Consider the following 16,945-nt stretch of genomic DNA (forward strand, 5'->3'; position numbering starts at 1 on the left):
CGCACCATGGCGGGATGCGTCCAGCCTAGAAATCGGCACCGTCCTATGGAATCAGGCGTTTCCTAAAGCCACGACAGGCCCTGTGCAGGCCCGGCAGGGTTCAGCCCGGAGTCGGCCTCAGGCGAACAACGAGGCCTGCAGGCAGTACTCGATCAGCGCCTGGTCACTGTCCACGCCGAGCTTGCGCATCGCACTGATCTTCTGCGTGCTGACCGTCTTGGCGCTGCGCTGCAGCTGGCGAGCGATGTCGCCCACGCTCATGCCGCCGGTGAATAGCCGGATCACTTCCAGCTCGCGCGGCGACAGGCGTGCACGGACCGCATCGGCATCGGCCGGCTCGCTCGCCGCTACCGGCAGCAGGCCCGGGGGCCGGTAGACGCGGTCGGCCAGCACCACCCGCAGGGCCTGCACCAGGCTGCCCAAGCCATGGCTCTTGAGCACCACGCCCCGCGCGCCAGCGGCATACATCGCCGCAACCAGCGACGGGTTGGACACCATCGTCAGCACCAGCAGGCGCGTCTCCGGGAAGCTGCGGCGCAGGAACGAGATCAGCTTGATACCGTCCCCGAAGCGGTCACCGCCGGGCATGCTGTAGTCGGTGATCACCGCCTGTGGCCGGGTCCGGGTCATCAGCTCGATCAGCGTGGCCGGGTCGGCGGCTTCACCCACGACGTCCAGGTCCAGCTCCCCGGCCAGTACGTCGCGGATGCCGGCAAGCACGATCGGGTGGTCGTCGGCGATGAGGATCCGTGTGGTCATGGCAGGGTCGGGTCGTCGGAAAGGGAGGAGGAGGCTGTCTCGAGCAACGGGCGCAGCAGCTGTTCGAGGTGTCGCTGGAAGCCGGTCAGGGCGGTGGCCTGGGTGGCCAGATCGTCGCCGCCATCAAGGCATTGTTCGATCTGCAGGCCGCTGTCCACAAGCGCAGGCGCACCGACGATGACCAGCGCGCCGCGAATGCGATGCAGCACCTGAACCACCCGTGCCGGATCGGCTGCAGTGATCGCCTGGCGCAGGCTGTCCAGGTCGGCCTGCATGGTCTGCACGAACAGCGCCTGCATCTTCACCGGAACCTGCAGCGGGAGATCACCGTCGTGCGTAGCGGTGGATACAGGAGCTTCCTGCACTGCGGCTGCCGGTGCATCGCCGTGGGCGATCCGGGTCAGCAGGCGTTGCAGCGCTTCCAGCGTGATCGGCTTGACCAGCACGCCCTGCATGCCGGATTCCTGGCAGCGCTGGCGCTCGGCGGGGTCGGCGTTGGCGGTGGCACCGTGAATCGGCACGCTGACACCACGTGCCCGCAAGGCACGGGCCAGGCCGTAACCATCCAGCCCGGGCATGTTCAGGTCGGTCAGCACCAGCGCGAACGTGTCTTGCTGCCAGTAGCCCAGCGCTTCGTTGCCATCGCTGGCGACCACGGCGCGGCAGCCGAGCTGTTCCAGCTGGTCGCGCAGGATCGCCTGGTTGATCGGGTTGTCCTCGGCCACCAGCACCTGCAGGCCGAAACGGCGCGTCGCCGGCAGGCGCCCTTCGGCGCTTGCCGCCAGCGGCTGGCCACTGGCCGCGGCCAAGGCGAGCACGATCGCATCGAACCGGTGCAGGCCAACCTGCCAGAAACCATCAATGTGCCGGGGCCGCACGCCGCCTTCGCGGCAGGCGATCACGCGCGCGCCATTGGCACCGTCCGGCAGCGGGCCGTCCAGGACCAGGTCGAGCAGCACGGCGACCGCGGGCGAGTCCGCCGCGCTGTCTTCCCGGTACACGCTGGCGTGTGCACCGCGCCGCTGCAGGCGTTCGCACAGCGATTGCACCAGCTCGCGCACATTGCCCCGCACCTGGACCTGCAGGCCCGCAGGCAGCTGCGGCGCAGGGGATTGCAGCGGATCCTCCGGCGCCGGTGGCAGCGGCAGTTCGACGCTGAAACTGCTGCCCAGGCCGCTCTCGCTGACCACGCGCAGCTGGCCTTCCATCAACGCCACAAGATGCGCGCAGATGGCCAGGCCCAGGCCGGTGCCGCGCATCGCGTCGGTGCCCGGGTTGGCCTGGAAGAACGGCTCGAACAGGTGCGCCTGGTGTTCGCTGGCAATGCCAATACCCGTATCGGCGACCTGCCACTGCAGCCAGCAGTGCTGCTCCTGCCAGCGTGCCGAAACGCGCACCACCACGCGCCCGCTGTCGGTGAACTTCAGTGCATTGCTTATCAGGTTGTTGAGTACCTGGCGGATCCGTGCGGCATCACCGCACACCACGGGTGGCACGTCGGCATCGATGCAGGCGTAGAACTGCAGCCCCTTGTTGGCGGCCGCGGCAGCATACGAGTCGAGTGCATCCTCAGTCAGCCGCACCGGGTCGAACGGGCTGGGTTCCAGGCTCAGTTGCCCGGCCTCGGCCTTGCTGACGTCGAGGATGTCGCTGATCAACTGCATCAGGGTCGAGGAGGAACGTTGGATCGTCGCCAGATAGTCCTGCTGCCGCGCATCCAGTGGCGTGAGTCCGAGCAGTTCGAGGGTGCCGAGCACGCCGTACAGCGGCGTGCGGATTTCATGGCTCATGGTGGCCAGGAACTGGCTCTTGGCCCGGTTGGCCTGGTCGGCGGCACGGCGCGCCTGCTGCAGCACCTGTTCGGCTTCGTGCTGGCTGCTGAGGTCGATGAACAGGCACAGCACCGCCGGCTCGCCGCGATAGCGCGCCGGCGTCGCCGTCACCAGCAGGTGGCGGCCTTCGGGTGTGGTGTAGGCCAGCCCATCGCCGAGCGTGGTTCCCCCGGCGGCCAGCACGCTGCGCCGCCAAGGGCCATGCCAACCTCCGCTGTGATGGTCTTCGCCCAGCCAGCGGCGGGCGAGGGCGTTGTCCAGCAGCACATTGCCATCGGTACGGCGCAGCAGGCACAGCCCGATCGGTGCGTTGTCCAGGATGGTACGGCTGAAGGCTTCGCTTTCCAGCAGGCGCGCGTGATTGCTGCGCAGCGGCTCGATGACCGAACGCCGATACGCGCGCAGCACCAGCGTGCCACCCAACGCCAGCAGCAGGGCCACCACGGTCGCGCCGAGCAAGGGCCCCTGGGGATGCTGGAACACCTGCCGCCAGCTGACGTGGTAGACCGCCAGCCAGCCGCGCTCGCTGCGCATGCGGAACTGCAGGCCTTCAAGGCCCGCCTGCCAGGAGGTGCCCGCGTCGCTGGCGCCGCTGGCGTCTGCAGCATCGCCCAGCAGGCGCTGGCCGTTGGCATCGAACAGCGACAACCGCTGGAACACCGGCACACCCAGCACCTGACGGTAGTCATCGACACGTGCCGGATCGAGCAGGCAGGCCAGGGCGGCCAGCGAGCCATCGCTGGGCTCGCCCCACAGGCGCGCGTCCTGTGGCGCATGCGCAATCGCCAGCAGACGGGTCTGGCCATCGCGCCAGGGCACGTCAACCCAGACGATTCCACCGCGCTGCAGGGCTGGCTGCGTGGCCAGCACCCGGTGGATGTCGCTGATCGCAGGGCGCAGGTGGTGCGGACTGTTCTGGCTGGCGTCAGCGCCGGTCATCTGCACCGGCGCCAGCACGCCGCGCGTGCCTTGGCCATCGACCAGCAGGCATTGCGGTGGTGGGTAGCGCGAGGCTGACCAGAATGTGCCGTAGAAGCGCAGGAAACGGTCGCCCAGCTCGGTCGGTGGCGAAAGGCTGGCGCCCTCGCTTCCGATCACCGCGAAGTTGGCGAACAACGGCCCGCGTTGCAGCTCCACGCTGGCATCGGCAACCGGCTGCCCACGCGCGCCGACATCATGCAGCCGCCACTGGCGCAGGAAACGCTCCTGCTCGCGCAGCGTGCCGTCCAGGCGGCGGAAGTGGTACTCGATCTTGCTGCGCTCTTCGTTCAACAGCTGCGAGCCGGCCGACAGCAGCAGTCCGGCCTGCAGGGTCGCCAGCACCACCACGCCGATCAGCAGGGCGTGGACACGCAGCGAGCGGCGAGCGAGTCGGCGTACAGGGGCGGCCTCGGCCGGCATGGCAGGTCTCAGAGCAGGGGGCGGGCAGCGGCGCCGGTGGCGGCAGCGCAAAGTCCGCCGCCACTGCACAGACAGGATCGTCAATGCCGCTTGATGATTTTGTGAAGCCGCCGTGGAATCCGTGTCAGCGCAGGGCGGCCCGCGGTCTTTCGTCCAGTTGCGGTGCTTCTTCGTCCAGCAAACGGGTGAACTCGTCCGACGGCAGCGCCTGCGAAATCAGGAAGCCCTGCACCTGGCTGCACCCCAGATGCCGCAGTGCGGCCAGATCGGCATCGCTTTCCACGCCTTCGGCCACGATGGTCAGGCCCAGCTGGTTGGCCAGTGCGATCACCGTCGACAGGGTCAGATGCAGGGCCGGGTCACGGGCGCAGCCGCTGACCAGCGCACGGTCGATCTTGACCTCGGTGAAGGGGGTATTGACCAGATTGTGGACCGAACTCAGGCCCTGCCCGAAATCATCCTGGGCCAGGCCGAAGCCCTTCATGCGCAGGCGGCAGGCACCGGCATAGAAGTCGCTGACGTGCCGCGTGGTGCTGTTCTCCATCAGTTCGAAGCACAACTCGCCGGGCGTACCGCCGTGGGCCAGGGTCAGCGCCAGCAGCTCATCGGGCAGGTCCGACTGCTCCAGCAGATGAGGCGGCAGGTTGATCGATACCGGTACCCGGAAGCCTTGCTTGCGCCAACGGGCCTGTGCGCTGATGCTGGCCTTGAGCATCATCCGCAACAGGTCGCCCTCCAGCCCGTAGCGGCAGATCGCCGGCAGGAAGCTGCCAGCGGCCAGCGTACCCAGCTGCGGGTGGCGCCAGCGCACCAGTGCTTCGGCCGCCACCACCCGCCCGGACTGCAGTGACTTCTTCGGTTGGAACCAGGCCGTCAGGCTGCCATCGGCCATGGCCTGGCGCAGCTGCGACGCGTCCGGTTCGGGGGCTGCCGCCGCCGCGCCTGACGGTGTCTTGCCGGTGACCGGACGCGCCTGCGCCAGGGCTTCGAACAGCGCGTCCACGTCGGCGGCCGCCACCGGCTTGGGTAGCAGGCCGACCACATCCAGCCCCAGCGATTCGGCCATCAGCCGCGCCGAGGTCATCATCCGCCGCAGTGCTGCGCTGACCACGGCGAGGCGGGGCGGGCGTGGCTGTGCCGCCAGCGCCTGGATGAACTGGATGCCGTCCTGCCCAGGCATCAGCAGGTCACTGACCACCAGGTCGTAGGGCTGGCAGGCACACAGTGCGATGGCGGCATCCACGTCTTCGCAGGCGTCGACCTGGACGCCGGCGTGGCTGCCGAACAGATTGGCCAGGAAACCACGCTGGAAGGGCTGGTCTTCCAGGATCAGGACACGCAGGGTCATGCGGGGTCTCCTTGGCGCAAAGCGGTGAGCGCCTTGCGCAGGCGGGCGATGTCGATGGGTTTGCTCAGGTAGCCCTGCATGCCGCTGGCCAGGCAGCGCTCGCGCTCCTCGGCGGTGGCATTGGCGGTGGCGCCGATCACCGGCACCGGGTTGCCGTCATCGCGCAGCTGGCGGGCCAGCGCATGGCCGTCCATGCGCGGCATGTTGATGTCGGTCACCACCAGATCGAAGGACTGCTCGCGGCACCGCTGCAGGGCTTCCACGCCGTCCTGTGCCAGCTCCACATCGCAGCCGAGGGTGCGCAGCTGCTCGGCCAGGATCACCCGGTTGATCGGATTGTCTTCAACGGCCAGCACGCGCAGGCCCAGCGGCATCGGCGTTGCCACGCGGGTGGTCTCCGGCTGCGCCGCGCGTTGCTTCTGCACGTTGGCCAGTGCATTGCCGATCGCAGTCATGCCATGCAGGGTCACCACCAGGCTGCCATCGGCGGCGAGGATGGGCTGGTCTCCGCCCTCGATCGATGCCACCACGCGCGGGCCCGCCCAGGCCAGCGGTATTCCGGCTTCGCCATCCATCAGGATCGCGCCGTCATGGTCCAGCAGCGTCGGGTCGCCCAGCAAGGGCTGCGCATTGGCACCCCATCGACACAGCCAGCCACAGGCGCTGTCGACCAGCTCGCGGTCGCGGCCACGCACCAGGATCGGCGGCTCCGGCAGCAGCGCGGGACCATCCTCGGCAGCGGCCAGCACCGGCAAGGGCAGGCGGACGCTGAAGCTGCTGCCCAGGCCGGGCTCGCTCACCACCTGCAACTCGCCGCTCATCAGGCGCACCAGGCGGTCGCTGATGGACAGGCCCAGGCCGGTGCCCTGCGCACTGGCCGCGCCGCGGACCTGGCGGAACGGTTCGAACAACCGTGCCTGTTCCTCCGCAGCGATGCCCACGCCGGTATCGGTCACCTGCCAGGCCAGCACGCTCGATTCACCTTCGCGCTGCACCTGGCGCACGCGCAGCACCACCCGGCCATGCTCGGTGAACTTGATCGCGTTGCTGAGCAGGTTGCCCAGCACCTGGCGGATGCGGTCGGCATCACCGAGCACGCGCGTGGGCAGGCGCGGATCGGTACAGACCAGGATCTGCAGGCCCTTGCAGGTGGCCGACGCGGCGAAGCTGCGCAGCACGCTCTCGGTCAGCTCGCGCGGCGAGAACGCCGCCGGCTCCAGGCTGAGCTGCCCCGACTCGATCTTGGAAACATCCAGCACATCGCTGATCAACTGCAGCAGGACCGACGAGGAACTCTCGATCGTGCGCAGGTACTGCGACTGCCGGGCATCCAGCGAGGTGTGGCCCAGCAGCTCCAGCGTGCCGAGCACACCGTACAGCGGGGTGCGGATTTCATGGCTCATGGTGGCCAGGAATGCACTCTTGGCCTGGTTGGCCGCATCGGCGGCCTGGCGTGCCGACGACAGTGCGGCCTGTGCCTGGCGGTGCCGGGAAATGTCATGGAAGACGCATAGCAGGACGTCGTCGCCCTGATAGCGGCAGGCTGCGTGCAGCACCTGCAGCTGGCGCCCGTCGCGGGTGGTGAATTCCAGTCCACGCCCGCGCTCGCCGGCATGTCCGCGCCATGGCGCCTGCCAGTCGCTGTGCTCGCCTTCTTCGCCAAGCCAGTCGCGAAGCAACTGGTTGGAGAGCAGCAGCGCGCGGTCGCTGCGGCGCAGGACGCAGATGCCGACCGGCGCCATGTCGATCACCGTCGAGCTGAAATCCAGATTCTCCAGCAGGCGGCGGTGTTGCTGCAGGGCCGGCTGGATCAGCTGGAGGTCCACGCGATGCCGCAGCAGGCGCAGTGCGATGGCAGCGAGCAGCAGCGACAACATGCAGGCCAGCAGGGACACCGCCAGGTCGCCCAGCAGAAGCTGCGGTGGCAGGTGGTAGACCAGCCGCCAGCCATCAGTGCCGACACTTTTCACCAGCGCCACCCCACGCGGCAGCCCGCCGCTCCACAACATGCCGAAGCTGTCGTCCTGGCGCTCCCGCAGGGTCTTCCAGCCCGCACCATCCAGCCGCGGGGCCTGGCTGGACAATGCGGGCTGCCCGGCACGGTCGAGCAGCGCATAACCGCCAATGCCCTGGCCGTCGATCATGTTCGCCGCTGCCGCGCCATCGAGCAGCAGCACCAGCCACTGTGTCGGATGGGGGCCTGCCTGTACCGGCTGCGCCAGTGCAACGCCCCTGTCGCCCGGACGCAGCCAGTACACCGGATCGGCCCCGTCGAGGCTGCCGCTGCGTGCCTGCAGCGCACGCAGCGATGGCAGGTGGGCCAGGTCCACGTCGACCTCGCCGCCGGCCAGCCAGTGCGCGCCGTGCGCATCGACCAGCAGCAGATGCGTCTGCAGTGCCTGCAGCGTGTGTTCGGCGCGCGCTGACAGCAGCAGCCGTTGGCCCGGCTGGCCACCGGGACCATCCAGCGGCACCTGGCGCATGCCTTCGCTGTTCGTGGCAGGTGCATCCGGGTTGCCGGCCAGCACCGAATCGCCCAGGTAGCGCAGCAGGGCTTCGCGCTGGTCGAAATAGATCTGGGCCCTGTAGGCCGCTGCGTTCATCTCGCGGCGATGGGTCGAGATGTCCTCGGTGAATGCCGTGAGCAGGTAGAACCCGGCCGCGGCGGCCAGGCAGATGAAGACGCACACGGTCAGGCAGCGCAGCAACACCGACGCGGTGGTCGATGGCACGGTCTGCTGCAGCGAAGGGCGGGGGAAGCGGAACATGCAACGATGCTAGGGAGCGGCGCGGACGGCGCGGAATCAGCTGTTTCCTAAAATCCCCCGCTGGCCGGTCGGGCCGGAGCCTGCGCGTGGGTACTGTTCAGGCGGCGGAAAAAAGAACCCCCGCCGAAGCGGGGGTCTCCTGTAACGGCATTGGCCAGGCACTTACAGTGCGCTGCCGCCGAACTTGTGGGTGTACTGCAGGTTGATGGTGCGGCCGACGCTGTCGAACCAGGACACGTCGTAGTACGGGTACGCGGTGTAGGTGGCGTCCTTCGGCGGCATCTTGTTGAACACGTTGACCACCGACAGCGACAGGCGCGAATGGTCGTCGAAGCGGTACTGCACCGACGCGTTGTAGCGGTAGGTCGCCTTCACGTATGGGCTGTCACCGCTTTCCCAGTCGAACGACTGGTCGTAGTTGTCCGAGGTCGGCAGCTTGCCCAGGCGCGAACCGTAGACCGTGGCCGACCACGCGTCCTTCTCCCAGGTCACGCTCAGGCTGGTCTTGGTGCGCGGGATGTCGAATCCGCTGTTGACCGCGAACTGGTCCAGGGTCGGATCGCCGGGGTAGCGCTGGAAATCGTGCTTCTTCACCCAGGTGTGGGTGCCATTGAGGATGAAGTCGCCGATGCCGGTCTGCAGGCGGTAGCGCAGGCCGACGTCGATGCCGGAGGTGGACTCGCGGGCGACGTTGATCGGGGCCACGCGCACGCCGTACAGGCGGCCATCGCTGGTGCGGGTGATGCGGTCGAGCGCATCCACGCAGGTCGGCGAGCTGATGTCGGCAGTGCCGAGCCGGCAGTTCGCTTCGTTGGCCAGGATGGTGCGCACATCCATGTCCTGAACCTGCTTGCGCATGTCGATGTCGAACCAGTCCACCGACAGGTCCAGGCCGATCGCCGGCGACCAGACGAAGCCAGCGCTCCACGAGGTGCTGGTTTCCGGGTCGAGCTGGCGGTTGCCGGTACGGCTGCGGATCAGGTTGCGCTCGTAGTCGGAGCAGTCGCTGGCGCCGTCGGCACGGCAGCTGTACAGGTCCTCTGCAGTGGTCTCGTCATTGCCGGGGCCGGCGAACACGTAGTGCAGGTCCGGTGCGCGGAACGCCGTGCCATACGAACCACGTACCAGCAGGGTGTCGATCGGGCGCCATTCCAGGCCGCCGCTCCAGGTCGCCTTGCCGATGGTGTGGCCCGAATAGCGATACTGGTCGTAACGGCCGGCCACGCTCAGGTTGACCGTCTCGTGCAGCGGCATGCGCAGCTCGGCGGCGGTCGCCCAGCGGTTGCGCGAGCCCTGGCCGTCCGAATCCTTCCAGCTGTAGTAGTAATACTGGGTGGCCAGCGGATCGGGATTCAGCGCGTAGGCCTGCTGGCCCACTTCCACGGTCGCGGCGAAACCGGCATCACCGCCCGGCAGGCCGAACAGCGCCGAGTTGGTCAGGGTGAACGCTGCCGTCTCGGTGCGCGACTTCGGCGAATAGGTGGTGCGTGCGGCAATCGAATCGTACTCGGCGCGGGTCAGCGGCCGGTACAGCCGCGACGGATCCGCGTTGTAGATCGGGAAGCCATCATCATCCACACCCAGCTGCGGGCCCAGGAACAGGTCATTGGCCTTGGCGGCGATAATCTGCGCCCAGCTGATCCGCGACTGGTACTGCGAGTAGCTCAGGGCCGCTTCGTAGTCCCAGTTGCCAATCAGGTTGCCCTTGAAGCCGGTGGTCACGCTGAAGGTTTTCTGCGTGCTGCGTACCATCGCATTGCGCAGGCCGCCCATCTCCTCGGGCGAGAACTGGCGCTGCCAGAACTCGATCTCGCCGGTGGCCTGGTTGTTGAAGTAGCCCGACTCGTCGCCGCTGGCATCCATCCGGCCCCATTTGGTGACATCGCGCATCAGCGACATCGTGTGGTAGCCCAGCTGCACGTCGGCAAACCACTGCTGGCCATTGTCGAAGTCGTAGCTCAGCGATGCGTAGCCGTTCGCACCACGGCGCTTGCTGAGGATGGTGCCGTAGCCGATCGACGCGTCGCTGCCGCAGTAGTAACCGTACTTCGGACGGTAGGCGCGGTAGGTGCTGCCCTGGTTCTGCCCGGCCAGGGCTTCGCAGGTGGCGGCACCCGGGTCCAGGTAGTTGTCGTCGTAGTCGGTGCGCAGATAAGCGCGGCGCGCGATGCGCGAACCCTCGGTGGGGCCATCCTGGGTCGAGTCCTGGATGTCGCGCTCATAGGCCCACAGCGGGGTCTGCGACTGCAGCTCGACGCTGTATACGGCGTTGAAGTTGCCACGGCTGAAGCCGCTGGCCAGGCTCATGTCGAACGACTCGCCACCGCCTTCGGTGGTGGTGCCCATGCGCATGTCGATGGTGGTGCCGTCGGCCTTTTTCTTCAGGATGAAGTTGACCACGCCGGCGATCGCGTCCGAACCGTAGATGGCCGAGGCGCTGCCGGTCAGTACTTCGATGCGCTCGATCATGCCCAGCGGGATGTTGGAAACGTCGGTGAAGTTGCTGCGGCCCTTGAACGGCATCGGGAAGTCGGCGATGCGGCGGCCGTTGACCAGTACCAGGGTGTGGTTCGGGCCGAGGCCGCGCAGGTCCACCTGCTGGGCGCCCGGCGAGAAATCGGCGCCACTGGAAGACTGCTGGCTCTGCGTCTCACCGCCGTTCTGGGTCATCGCACGCAACACGTCCGGCACGCTGGTGAAACCACTGGAGCGGATCTGCTCGGCATTGATCACCGTGATCGGAGCGGGGCCTTCCACCTGGGCGCGCGGAATGCGCGAGCCGGTGACCTGCACCGCGTCCAGCTGTTGAACCGAAGAGGAAGCCGGTGCCTGGGCCGCCGCGGAAGCAGCCACGCCCATCAACGCCAGCTGGATCGACCACGCCATCGCCTGTCTACGCATGAGGAATTCTCAAAAATGATGCCGGCCCGCAGAGGAGGGGCCCTGTCCCCCATTCAGATTTCTGGAATGGGCGCGCGCATTTAACGCCTTTTTTATGTCCTTGACTACTGGGTCCCTATCTGGCAAAGAGTGAAAACGCTTGCAAGTCGATTTTGTTCAGGGAGATCAAGATGCGACGCCTCGACCGGACCCTGCGTAGCCCCTTCGCCTGGCTGGCGCTGCTGGTGCTGGCCTGGCCATTGGCCACGCCCGCGCAGGACCTGCAGGGCCCGGGCTTTGCCTACTACGAAGTCGGCGATCTGGAGGCCCCGCGCCCCGGGCCGCGCGCGCCGGCGATGATGCTGATGGGCGGTGGCGAATGGGTGCCGGACGCCTTCCAGTGGTGGCTGAAGCAGGCCGGCAATGGCCGTGTGCTGATCCTGCGTGCCTCTGGCGGCGACGAACTGCAGGACCGCCTGTACCGCGAGATCGGCGGCACCACCGCAGTGCAGACCCTGGTCTTCGACAGCCGTCGCGGTGCCGACGATCCGGCAGTGCTGCGGGTGGTCGCCGCCGCTGATGCCATCTTCATTGCCGGCGGCGACCAGTCGCGCTACATCCGCTTCTGGAAGGGCACCGCACTCAACCGCGCGCTCAACGCCCACGTGCGCGCCGGCAAGCCGATCGCCGGTACCAGCGCTGGCCTGGCCATCCTCGGTGGCTATGCCTATGGCGCCATGGATGGCGGCAGCATCACCTCCGCCGGTGCGCTGGCCGACCCGATGGGCAGTGCGGTGACCATGGACAGCGGCTTCCTGCAGATGCCCTACCTGCAGCGCGTGGTCACCGACACCCATTTCGACAAGCGTGACCGGCTCGGTCGCCTGATCGTGTTCGTGGCACGCGCCGCGCAGGACAGCGGCGACCCCGACATCGTCGGTATCGGCGTCGATGAGGACACTGCCCTGTGCGTCGAGCCCGATGGCCAGGCGCAGGTCTACAGCGCCGATGGCGAAGGCAAGGTCTGGGTGGTCAGCCCCGGGCGTGATGCGGACCGCCTGGTCGAAGGTGAGCCGTTGCGCTTCCATGCAGTGCCGGTGACGGTGGTCGCCAGTGGCAGCCGCATGCGCCTGGACGATTTCCAGGCCGAGGCCGACTACCAGGCGGTGGCCGACGTCAGCGACGGCGAGATGGAGTTCACGCTTCGGTAGTGCCGGCCGCTGGCCGGCAACTCGCCTTTCCCGATACGCCCCCTGCCGGCCAGCGGTCGGCACTATCCTGCAATCCATTCCCTCGTTCTGCTGGAGACGTACCCGATGAAACTGCGCCTGGCGCTGTCCGCGCTGCTGTCACTGCCTTTGCTCGCCCAGGCCGCACCGGCCCCTGCGCCGCTGCTGGTCATCCACGGCGGTGCCGGCGTCGAGCGCAAGGACCTGTCGCCGGCCGAAGAGAAGGCGGCGCGCGAGGCGCTGCGGGCCGCCCTGTTGAAGGGCCATGCCGAGCTGGCCGCCGGCCGTCCCGCGCTGGCCGCGGTCACTGCCGCGATCACCGTGCTCGAGGATGACCCCACCTTCAATGCCGGCAAGGGCGCCGTGTTCACCCACGATGGCCGCAATGAACTGGACGCGGCGGTGATGGATGGTGCGACACAGTCGGCCGGCGCGGTGGCCGGCGTGCAGCGGGTGCGCAATCCGATCCTGCTGGCGCAGACCGTGATGCAGAAATCCAGGCACGTGATGATGGTCGGGCAGGGCGCCGAGGCGTTCGCGGTGGAGCAGGGCATCACCCTGGTCGATCCGTCGTACTTCCGCACCGACAAGCGCTGGCAGCAGCTGCAGCGTGCACTGAAGGAAGAGGCCAGCGGCCAGGCGCATGCCGATCTGGAGACCGCAAAGCATTTCGGGACCGTCGGTGCAGTCGCATTGGATGCACAGGGGCAGCTGGCCGCCGGCACCTCCACTGGCGGCATGACCAACAAGCGCTACGGCCGGGTGGGTGACTCGCCGATCATCGGTGCCGGTACCTGGGCCGACGCGCGCTGCGCGGTGTCCGGCACCGGGTGGGGCGAGTACTACATCCGCACCGCGGCGGCGCACGAGATCTGCGCGCGCATGCGCTATCAGGGGCAGACGCCAGAGCAGGCCGGCAAGGGCGTGATCAACGAGACGATCCCGCAGATGGGCGGCGATGGCGGTGCGATCGTGCTCGCCGCAGATGGAAAAATGGCCACGCCGTTCAACACCCTGGGCATGTATCGGGGCTGGATCGGCGCCGACGGTGTGCCTCATGTCGCTATTTTCGCCAACGAGACCCTGCCGGTCCCCGGGCAATAACCTTGCGTATCAATGGGTTTGCGACAACGTGTGAAAAAGATGGAAAAAAGCGTTGACAGGCCCCCGTCCCATCAGCAGAATAAGCGGCTCACCACCACACACCGCAACGCTTCGGCGGCAACGGGATGGGGTGGTAAGGAGGGATACCCAAGCGGCCAACGGGGGCAGACTGTAAATCTGCTGGCTTACGCCTTCGGTGGTTCGAATCCACCTCCCTCCACCAGTTTCACGTTGTGACATTCCCGGCGCGGGAGTAGTTCAATGGTAGAACCTCAGCCTTCCAAGCTGATGGTGCGGGTTCGATTCCCGTCTCCCGCTCCATTGAATGAACTTTGAATATTATCGAGTTCATGTCATAATGCAAAACTCGGCTCACGTAGCTCAGTCGGTAGAGCACTTCCTTGGTAAGGAAGAGGTCGAAGGTTCGATTCCTTTCGTGAGCACCATCTTAAGCATCACCTCTCAGACGAATTCGAGATAAGCAGCCATGGCCAAGGGTAAGTTCGAGCGCACCAAGCCGCACGTCAACGTCGGCACCATCGGTCACGTCGACCACGGCAAGACCACGCTGACCGCCGCACTGACCAAGATCGGTGCCGAGCGCTTCGGTGGCGAGTTCAAGGACTACTCCTCGATCGACGCCGCGCCGGAAGAAAAGGCGCGTGGCATCACGATCTCGACCGCGCACGTCGAATACGAATCCCCGGTCCGTCACTACGCCCACGTCGATTGCCCGGGCCACGCTGACTACGTCAAGAACATGATCACCGGTGCCGCCCAGATGGACGGCGCGATCCTGGTGTGCTCGGCCGCTGACGGCCCGATGCCGCAGACCCGCGAGCACATCCTGCTGTCGCGTCAGGTCGGCGTGCCGTACATCGTCGTGTTCCTGAACAAGGCCGACATGGTTGACGACGCCGAGCTGCTCGAGCTGGTCGAGATGGAAGTGCGCGAGCTGCTGAGCAAGTACGACTTCCCGGGCGACGACACCCCGATCATCGCCGGTTCGGCCCGTCTGGCGCTGGAAGGCGACCAGAGCGACATCGGCGTGCCGGCCATCCTGAAGCTGGTCGATGCCCTGGACAGCTGGATTCCGGAGCCGGAGCGCGCGATCGACAAGCCGTTCCTGATGCCGGTGGAAGACGTGTTCTCGATCTCGGGCCGCGGCACCGTGGTGACCGGTCGTATCGAGCGCGGCGTGATCAAGGTTGGCGACGAAATCGAAATCGTCGGCATCCGTCCGGTGCAGAAGACCACCGTGACCGGCGTTGAAATGTTCCGCAAGCTGCTGGATCAGGGTCAGGCAGGCGACAACGCTGGCCTGCTGCTGCGCGGCACCAAGCGTGACGACGTCGAGCGTGGCCAGGTCCTGGCCAAGCCGGGTTCGATCAAGCCGCACACCAAGTTCGAAGGCGAAGTCTACGTCCTGTCGAAGGACGAGGGCGGCCGTCACACCCCGTTCTTCAACGGCTACCGTCCGCAGTTCTACTTCCGCACCACCGACATCACCGGCGCAGCTGCTCTGCCGGAAGGCGTCGAAATGGTGATGCCGGGTGACAACGTCAAGATGGTCGTCACCCTGATCAACCCGGTGGCAATGGACGAAGGCCTGCGCTTCGCCATCCGCGAAGGCGGCCGTACCGTCGGCGCCGGCGTGGTCTCGAAGATCATCGAGTAAGCCTGCAGTACCGGTGGTTGCATAGCGCCGCCGGTTACGCGAATGGCGGGCCGGGAACCTCGGTCCGCCTTCGCCGTCTAAGGGAAGGCAAGTTTCAAAACGTACGCCAGTAGCTCAATTGGCAGAGCAGCGGTCTCCAAAACCGCAGGTTGGGGGTTCGAGTCCCTCCTGGCGTGCCATCTGCCCACCTTATCCAGCGGCCTGGGCCGCTAAAGCAGACACAGCCTGATGAATAGCAAGATCGAACACTCCAAGGACAACTCCGCCAACGGTGGGGATATCGTCAAGTATGTCGCCGCATCGCTGCTGGTGCTGGCCGGTCTGTTCGTCTGGTTCTGGTTCTCCGCCGACTCCGGTCGCGCAACCCAGCTGGGTGCGTGGGCGGGTCAGCTGCGTGCGTTGGCGGTCGTGGTCGGTCTGGTTGGCGGTATCGGCGTGTTCATGCTGACCGGCAAGGGGCGCGACACCCGCGAATTCCTCTCCGAGTCGCGCTTCGAACTGCGCAAGGTGGTCTGGCCCACGCGCCAGGAAGCCATCCGCATGACCTGGGTCGTGATGGTGGTGGTGACCATTCTCAGTCTGTTGCTGGGTGGGTTCGATTACGTCATTCAGTGGCTGGTTCAGTTGTTCCTGAGCCGCTAAGGAGAATTGCATGAAGCGTTGGTACGTCGTTCACGCCTATTCGGGCTTCGAGAAGTCGGTGGCGCAGGCTCTGCGCGATCGCATCGTCCGTGACGGCATGGAAGAGCGCTTCGGCGATGTCCTGGTCCCGACCGAAGAAGTGGTCGAGATGCGCGCTGGCCAGAAGCGCCGTTCCGAGCGCAAGTTCTTCCCGGGCTATGTGCTGGTCCAGATCGAGACCCACGAAGAAGCCGGTATTCCGCGCATCGATAACGAAAGCTGGCACCTGGTCAAGGAAACCCCGCGCGTGATGGGCTTCATCGGCGGTACTGCCGACCGCCCGCTGCCGATCGCCGATTCCGAGGCCGAGGCCATCCTGAATCGCGTTCAGGAAGGTGTCGAGAAGCCGCGTCCGAAGGTGCTGTTCGAGCCGGGCCAGATGGTCCGTGTCACCGACGGCCCGTTCAACGATTTCAATGGCGTCGTCGAAGAAGTCAACTACGAGAAGAGCCGTCTGCGCGTCTCGGTGCTGATCTTCGGTCGTGCCACCCCGGTCGAGCTCGAGTTCGGCCAGGTCGAAAAGGCCGTCTGACCTGTCCTGTAGAGTCGAGCCATGCTCGACTCCGGGGGCTGGATGGTGTGGTAGTCGAGCAAGGCTCGACGCTGCAAAGGGAGCCGGGCCTTGCCCGGTTTCTTCCGTTTACGTGCCGCTTCAGGCATGTGAAGAAAAAACCTGATATAGTGCGCGGCTCCCCGCTGGGAAGCCAGCAGGACGAGGCCGCCGCAAGGGGTGGCCTTCAGCATGATTTCAAAACGCGATGCCGGGACGCGTGATTCCCGGTCCGATGGGGAGCCTGTTGTCGAAAGGCGCTAGCACCCGGAGAGCATACTCATGGCAAAGAAAGTTGTCGGTTACATCAAGCTGCAGGTGAAGGCCGGTCAGGCCAACCCCTCGCCGCCGGTCGGTCCTGCGCTGGGTCAGCGCGGCCTGAACATCATGGAATTCTGCAAGGCGTTCAACGCTGCCACGCAGAAGCTCGAGCCGGGTCTGCCGGTTCCGGTGATCATCACGGCCTACTCGGACCGTACGTTCACCTTCATCACCAAGAGCACCCCGGCCACCACCCTGCTGAAGAAGGCCGCTGGCATCTCGTCGGGCTCCAAGCGCCCGAACACCGAGAAGGTCGGCAAGGTCACCCGTAAGCAGCTGGAAGAGATCGCCAAGGCGAAGGAACCGGATCTGACTGCCGCCGATCTGGACGCCGCCGTGCGTACCATCGCTGGCTCTGCCCGTTCCATGGGCCTCGTGGTGGAGGGTTAATAAG

11 protein-coding genes and 4 tRNA genes are annotated in these 16,945 nt (G+C 66.5%); 10 read left to right on the forward strand and 5 right to left on the reverse strand.

What is annotated here, in order from left to right; translation table 11 throughout:
• Positions 1 to 117 precede the first annotated feature (117 nt).
• The 5 genes from ACZK4H_RS03790 to ACZK4H_RS03810 all read right to left on the reverse strand — a co-directional run bounded on the left by ACZK4H_RS03790 (position 118) and on the right by ACZK4H_RS03810 (position 11,009).
• Positions 118 to 759: a response regulator gene (locus ACZK4H_RS03790; protein WP_099551239.1), complete on the reverse strand. Its 642-nt coding sequence runs from the start codon at positions 757 to 759 to the stop codon at positions 118 to 120.
• The gene (locus ACZK4H_RS03795; RefSeq protein WP_099551238.1) at positions 756 to 3,992 is read right to left on the reverse strand and encodes a hybrid sensor histidine kinase/response regulator; all 3,237 of its coding nucleotides are present in this window, start codon (positions 3,990 to 3,992) and stop codon (positions 756 to 758) included. The genes ACZK4H_RS03790 and ACZK4H_RS03795 overlap by 4 nt, the downstream gene beginning before the upstream one ends.
• Before the next feature lie 124 nt (positions 3,993 to 4,116).
• Entirely contained in the window at positions 4,117 to 5,340 is a 1,224-nt protein-coding gene (locus tag ACZK4H_RS03800; protein WP_478473056.1) for an EAL domain-containing response regulator, read from the reverse strand.
• Positions 5,337 to 8,108, reverse strand: a complete 2,772-nt coding sequence (locus ACZK4H_RS03805; RefSeq protein WP_099551236.1) for a response regulator — start codon at positions 8,106 to 8,108, stop codon at positions 5,337 to 5,339. Before ACZK4H_RS03805 ends, ACZK4H_RS03800 begins: the two co-directional genes overlap by 4 nt.
• A 162-nt stretch (positions 8,109 to 8,270) precedes the next feature.
• Entirely contained in the window at positions 8,271 to 11,009 is a 2,739-nt protein-coding gene (locus tag ACZK4H_RS03810; RefSeq protein WP_099551235.1) for a TonB-dependent receptor plug domain-containing protein, read from the reverse strand.
• A 170-nt stretch (positions 11,010 to 11,179) separates the two neighbouring features.
• Between ACZK4H_RS03810 and ACZK4H_RS03815 the strand changes: the two genes are divergently transcribed.
• The 10 genes from ACZK4H_RS03815 (at position 11,180) to rplK (ending at position 16,941) form a co-directional block, all read left to right on the forward strand.
• A complete protein-coding gene (locus ACZK4H_RS03815) occupies positions 11,180 to 12,199 on the forward strand; it encodes a cyanophycinase (protein WP_099551251.1) in 1,020 nt (339 codons plus the stop codon).
• Positions 12,200 to 12,304: 105 nt separating this feature from the next.
• Positions 12,305 to 13,321: an isoaspartyl peptidase/L-asparaginase family protein gene (locus ACZK4H_RS03820; protein ID WP_099551234.1), complete on the forward strand. Its 1,017-nt coding sequence runs from the start codon at positions 12,305 to 12,307 to the stop codon at positions 13,319 to 13,321.
• 137 nt (positions 13,322 to 13,458) lie between these two features.
• Positions 13,459 to 13,544 (forward strand) — tRNA-Tyr (locus ACZK4H_RS03825).
• Between the two features lie 24 nt (positions 13,545 to 13,568).
• A tRNA-Gly gene (locus ACZK4H_RS03830) sits at positions 13,569 to 13,642 on the forward strand.
• 49 nt (positions 13,643 to 13,691) lie between these two features.
• Positions 13,692 to 13,767 (forward strand) — tRNA-Thr (locus ACZK4H_RS03835).
• Positions 13,768 to 13,808: 41 nt separating this feature from the next.
• Complete coding sequence (gene tuf, locus ACZK4H_RS03840) at positions 13,809 to 14,999, forward strand: elongation factor Tu (protein ID WP_004154360.1); 1,191 nt, start codon at positions 13,809 to 13,811, stop codon at positions 14,997 to 14,999.
• A gap of 103 nt (positions 15,000 to 15,102) precedes the next feature.
• Positions 15,103 to 15,178 (forward strand) — tRNA-Trp (locus tag ACZK4H_RS03845).
• A gap of 49 nt (positions 15,179 to 15,227) precedes the next feature.
• Complete coding sequence (secE, locus tag ACZK4H_RS03850; RefSeq protein WP_005408202.1) at positions 15,228 to 15,641, forward strand: preprotein translocase subunit SecE; 414 nt, start codon at positions 15,228 to 15,230, stop codon at positions 15,639 to 15,641.
• Between the two features lie 10 nt (positions 15,642 to 15,651).
• Positions 15,652 to 16,212 carry a transcription termination/antitermination protein NusG gene (gene nusG, locus ACZK4H_RS03855; protein WP_004154362.1) on the forward strand — a complete coding sequence of 187 codons (561 nt, stop codon included), beginning with the start codon at positions 15,652 to 15,654 and terminating at the stop codon, positions 16,210 to 16,212.
• A 300-nt stretch (positions 16,213 to 16,512) separates the two neighbouring features.
• Positions 16,513 to 16,941 (forward strand): 50S ribosomal protein L11, encoded by a 429-nt coding sequence (gene rplK, locus ACZK4H_RS03860; protein ID WP_004145248.1) that lies wholly within the window; start codon positions 16,513 to 16,515, stop codon positions 16,939 to 16,941.
• Positions 16,942 to 16,945: the final 4 nt, after the last annotated feature.

The sequence above is a fragment of the Stenotrophomonas sp. 78350_Sma genome, from assembly GCF_056482105.1.

What these genes read in the sequence shown, in the direction of transcription:
- ACZK4H_RS03790 (WP_099551239.1), bottom strand. Translation starts at nt 759, where the DNA reads ATGACCACACGGATCCTCATCGCCGACGACCACCCGATCGTGCTTGCC.
- ACZK4H_RS03795 (WP_099551238.1), bottom strand. Translation starts at nt 3,992, where the DNA reads ATGCCGGCCGAGGCCGCCCCTGTACGCCGACTCGCTCGCCGCTCGCTG.
- ACZK4H_RS03800 (WP_478473056.1), bottom strand. Translation starts at nt 5,340, where the DNA reads ATGACCCTGCGTGTCCTGATCCTGGAAGACCAGCCCTTCCAGCGTGGT.
- ACZK4H_RS03805 (WP_099551236.1), bottom strand. Translation starts at nt 8,108, where the DNA reads ATGTTCCGCTTCCCCCGCCCTTCGCTGCAGCAGACCGTGCCATCGACC.
- ACZK4H_RS03810 (WP_099551235.1), bottom strand. Translation starts at nt 11,009, where the DNA reads ATGCGTAGACAGGCGATGGCGTGGTCGATCCAGCTGGCGTTGATGGGC.
- ACZK4H_RS03815 (WP_099551251.1), top strand. Translation starts at nt 11,180, where the DNA reads ATGCGACGCCTCGACCGGACCCTGCGTAGCCCCTTCGCCTGGCTGGCG.
- ACZK4H_RS03820 (WP_099551234.1), top strand. Translation starts at nt 12,305, where the DNA reads ATGAAACTGCGCCTGGCGCTGTCCGCGCTGCTGTCACTGCCTTTGCTC.
- tuf (WP_004154360.1), top strand. Translation starts at nt 13,809, where the DNA reads ATGGCCAAGGGTAAGTTCGAGCGCACCAAGCCGCACGTCAACGTCGGC.
- secE (WP_005408202.1), top strand. Translation starts at nt 15,228, where the DNA reads ATGAATAGCAAGATCGAACACTCCAAGGACAACTCCGCCAACGGTGGG.
- nusG (WP_004154362.1), top strand. Translation starts at nt 15,652, where the DNA reads ATGAAGCGTTGGTACGTCGTTCACGCCTATTCGGGCTTCGAGAAGTCG.
- rplK (WP_004145248.1), top strand. Translation starts at nt 16,513, where the DNA reads ATGGCAAAGAAAGTTGTCGGTTACATCAAGCTGCAGGTGAAGGCCGGT.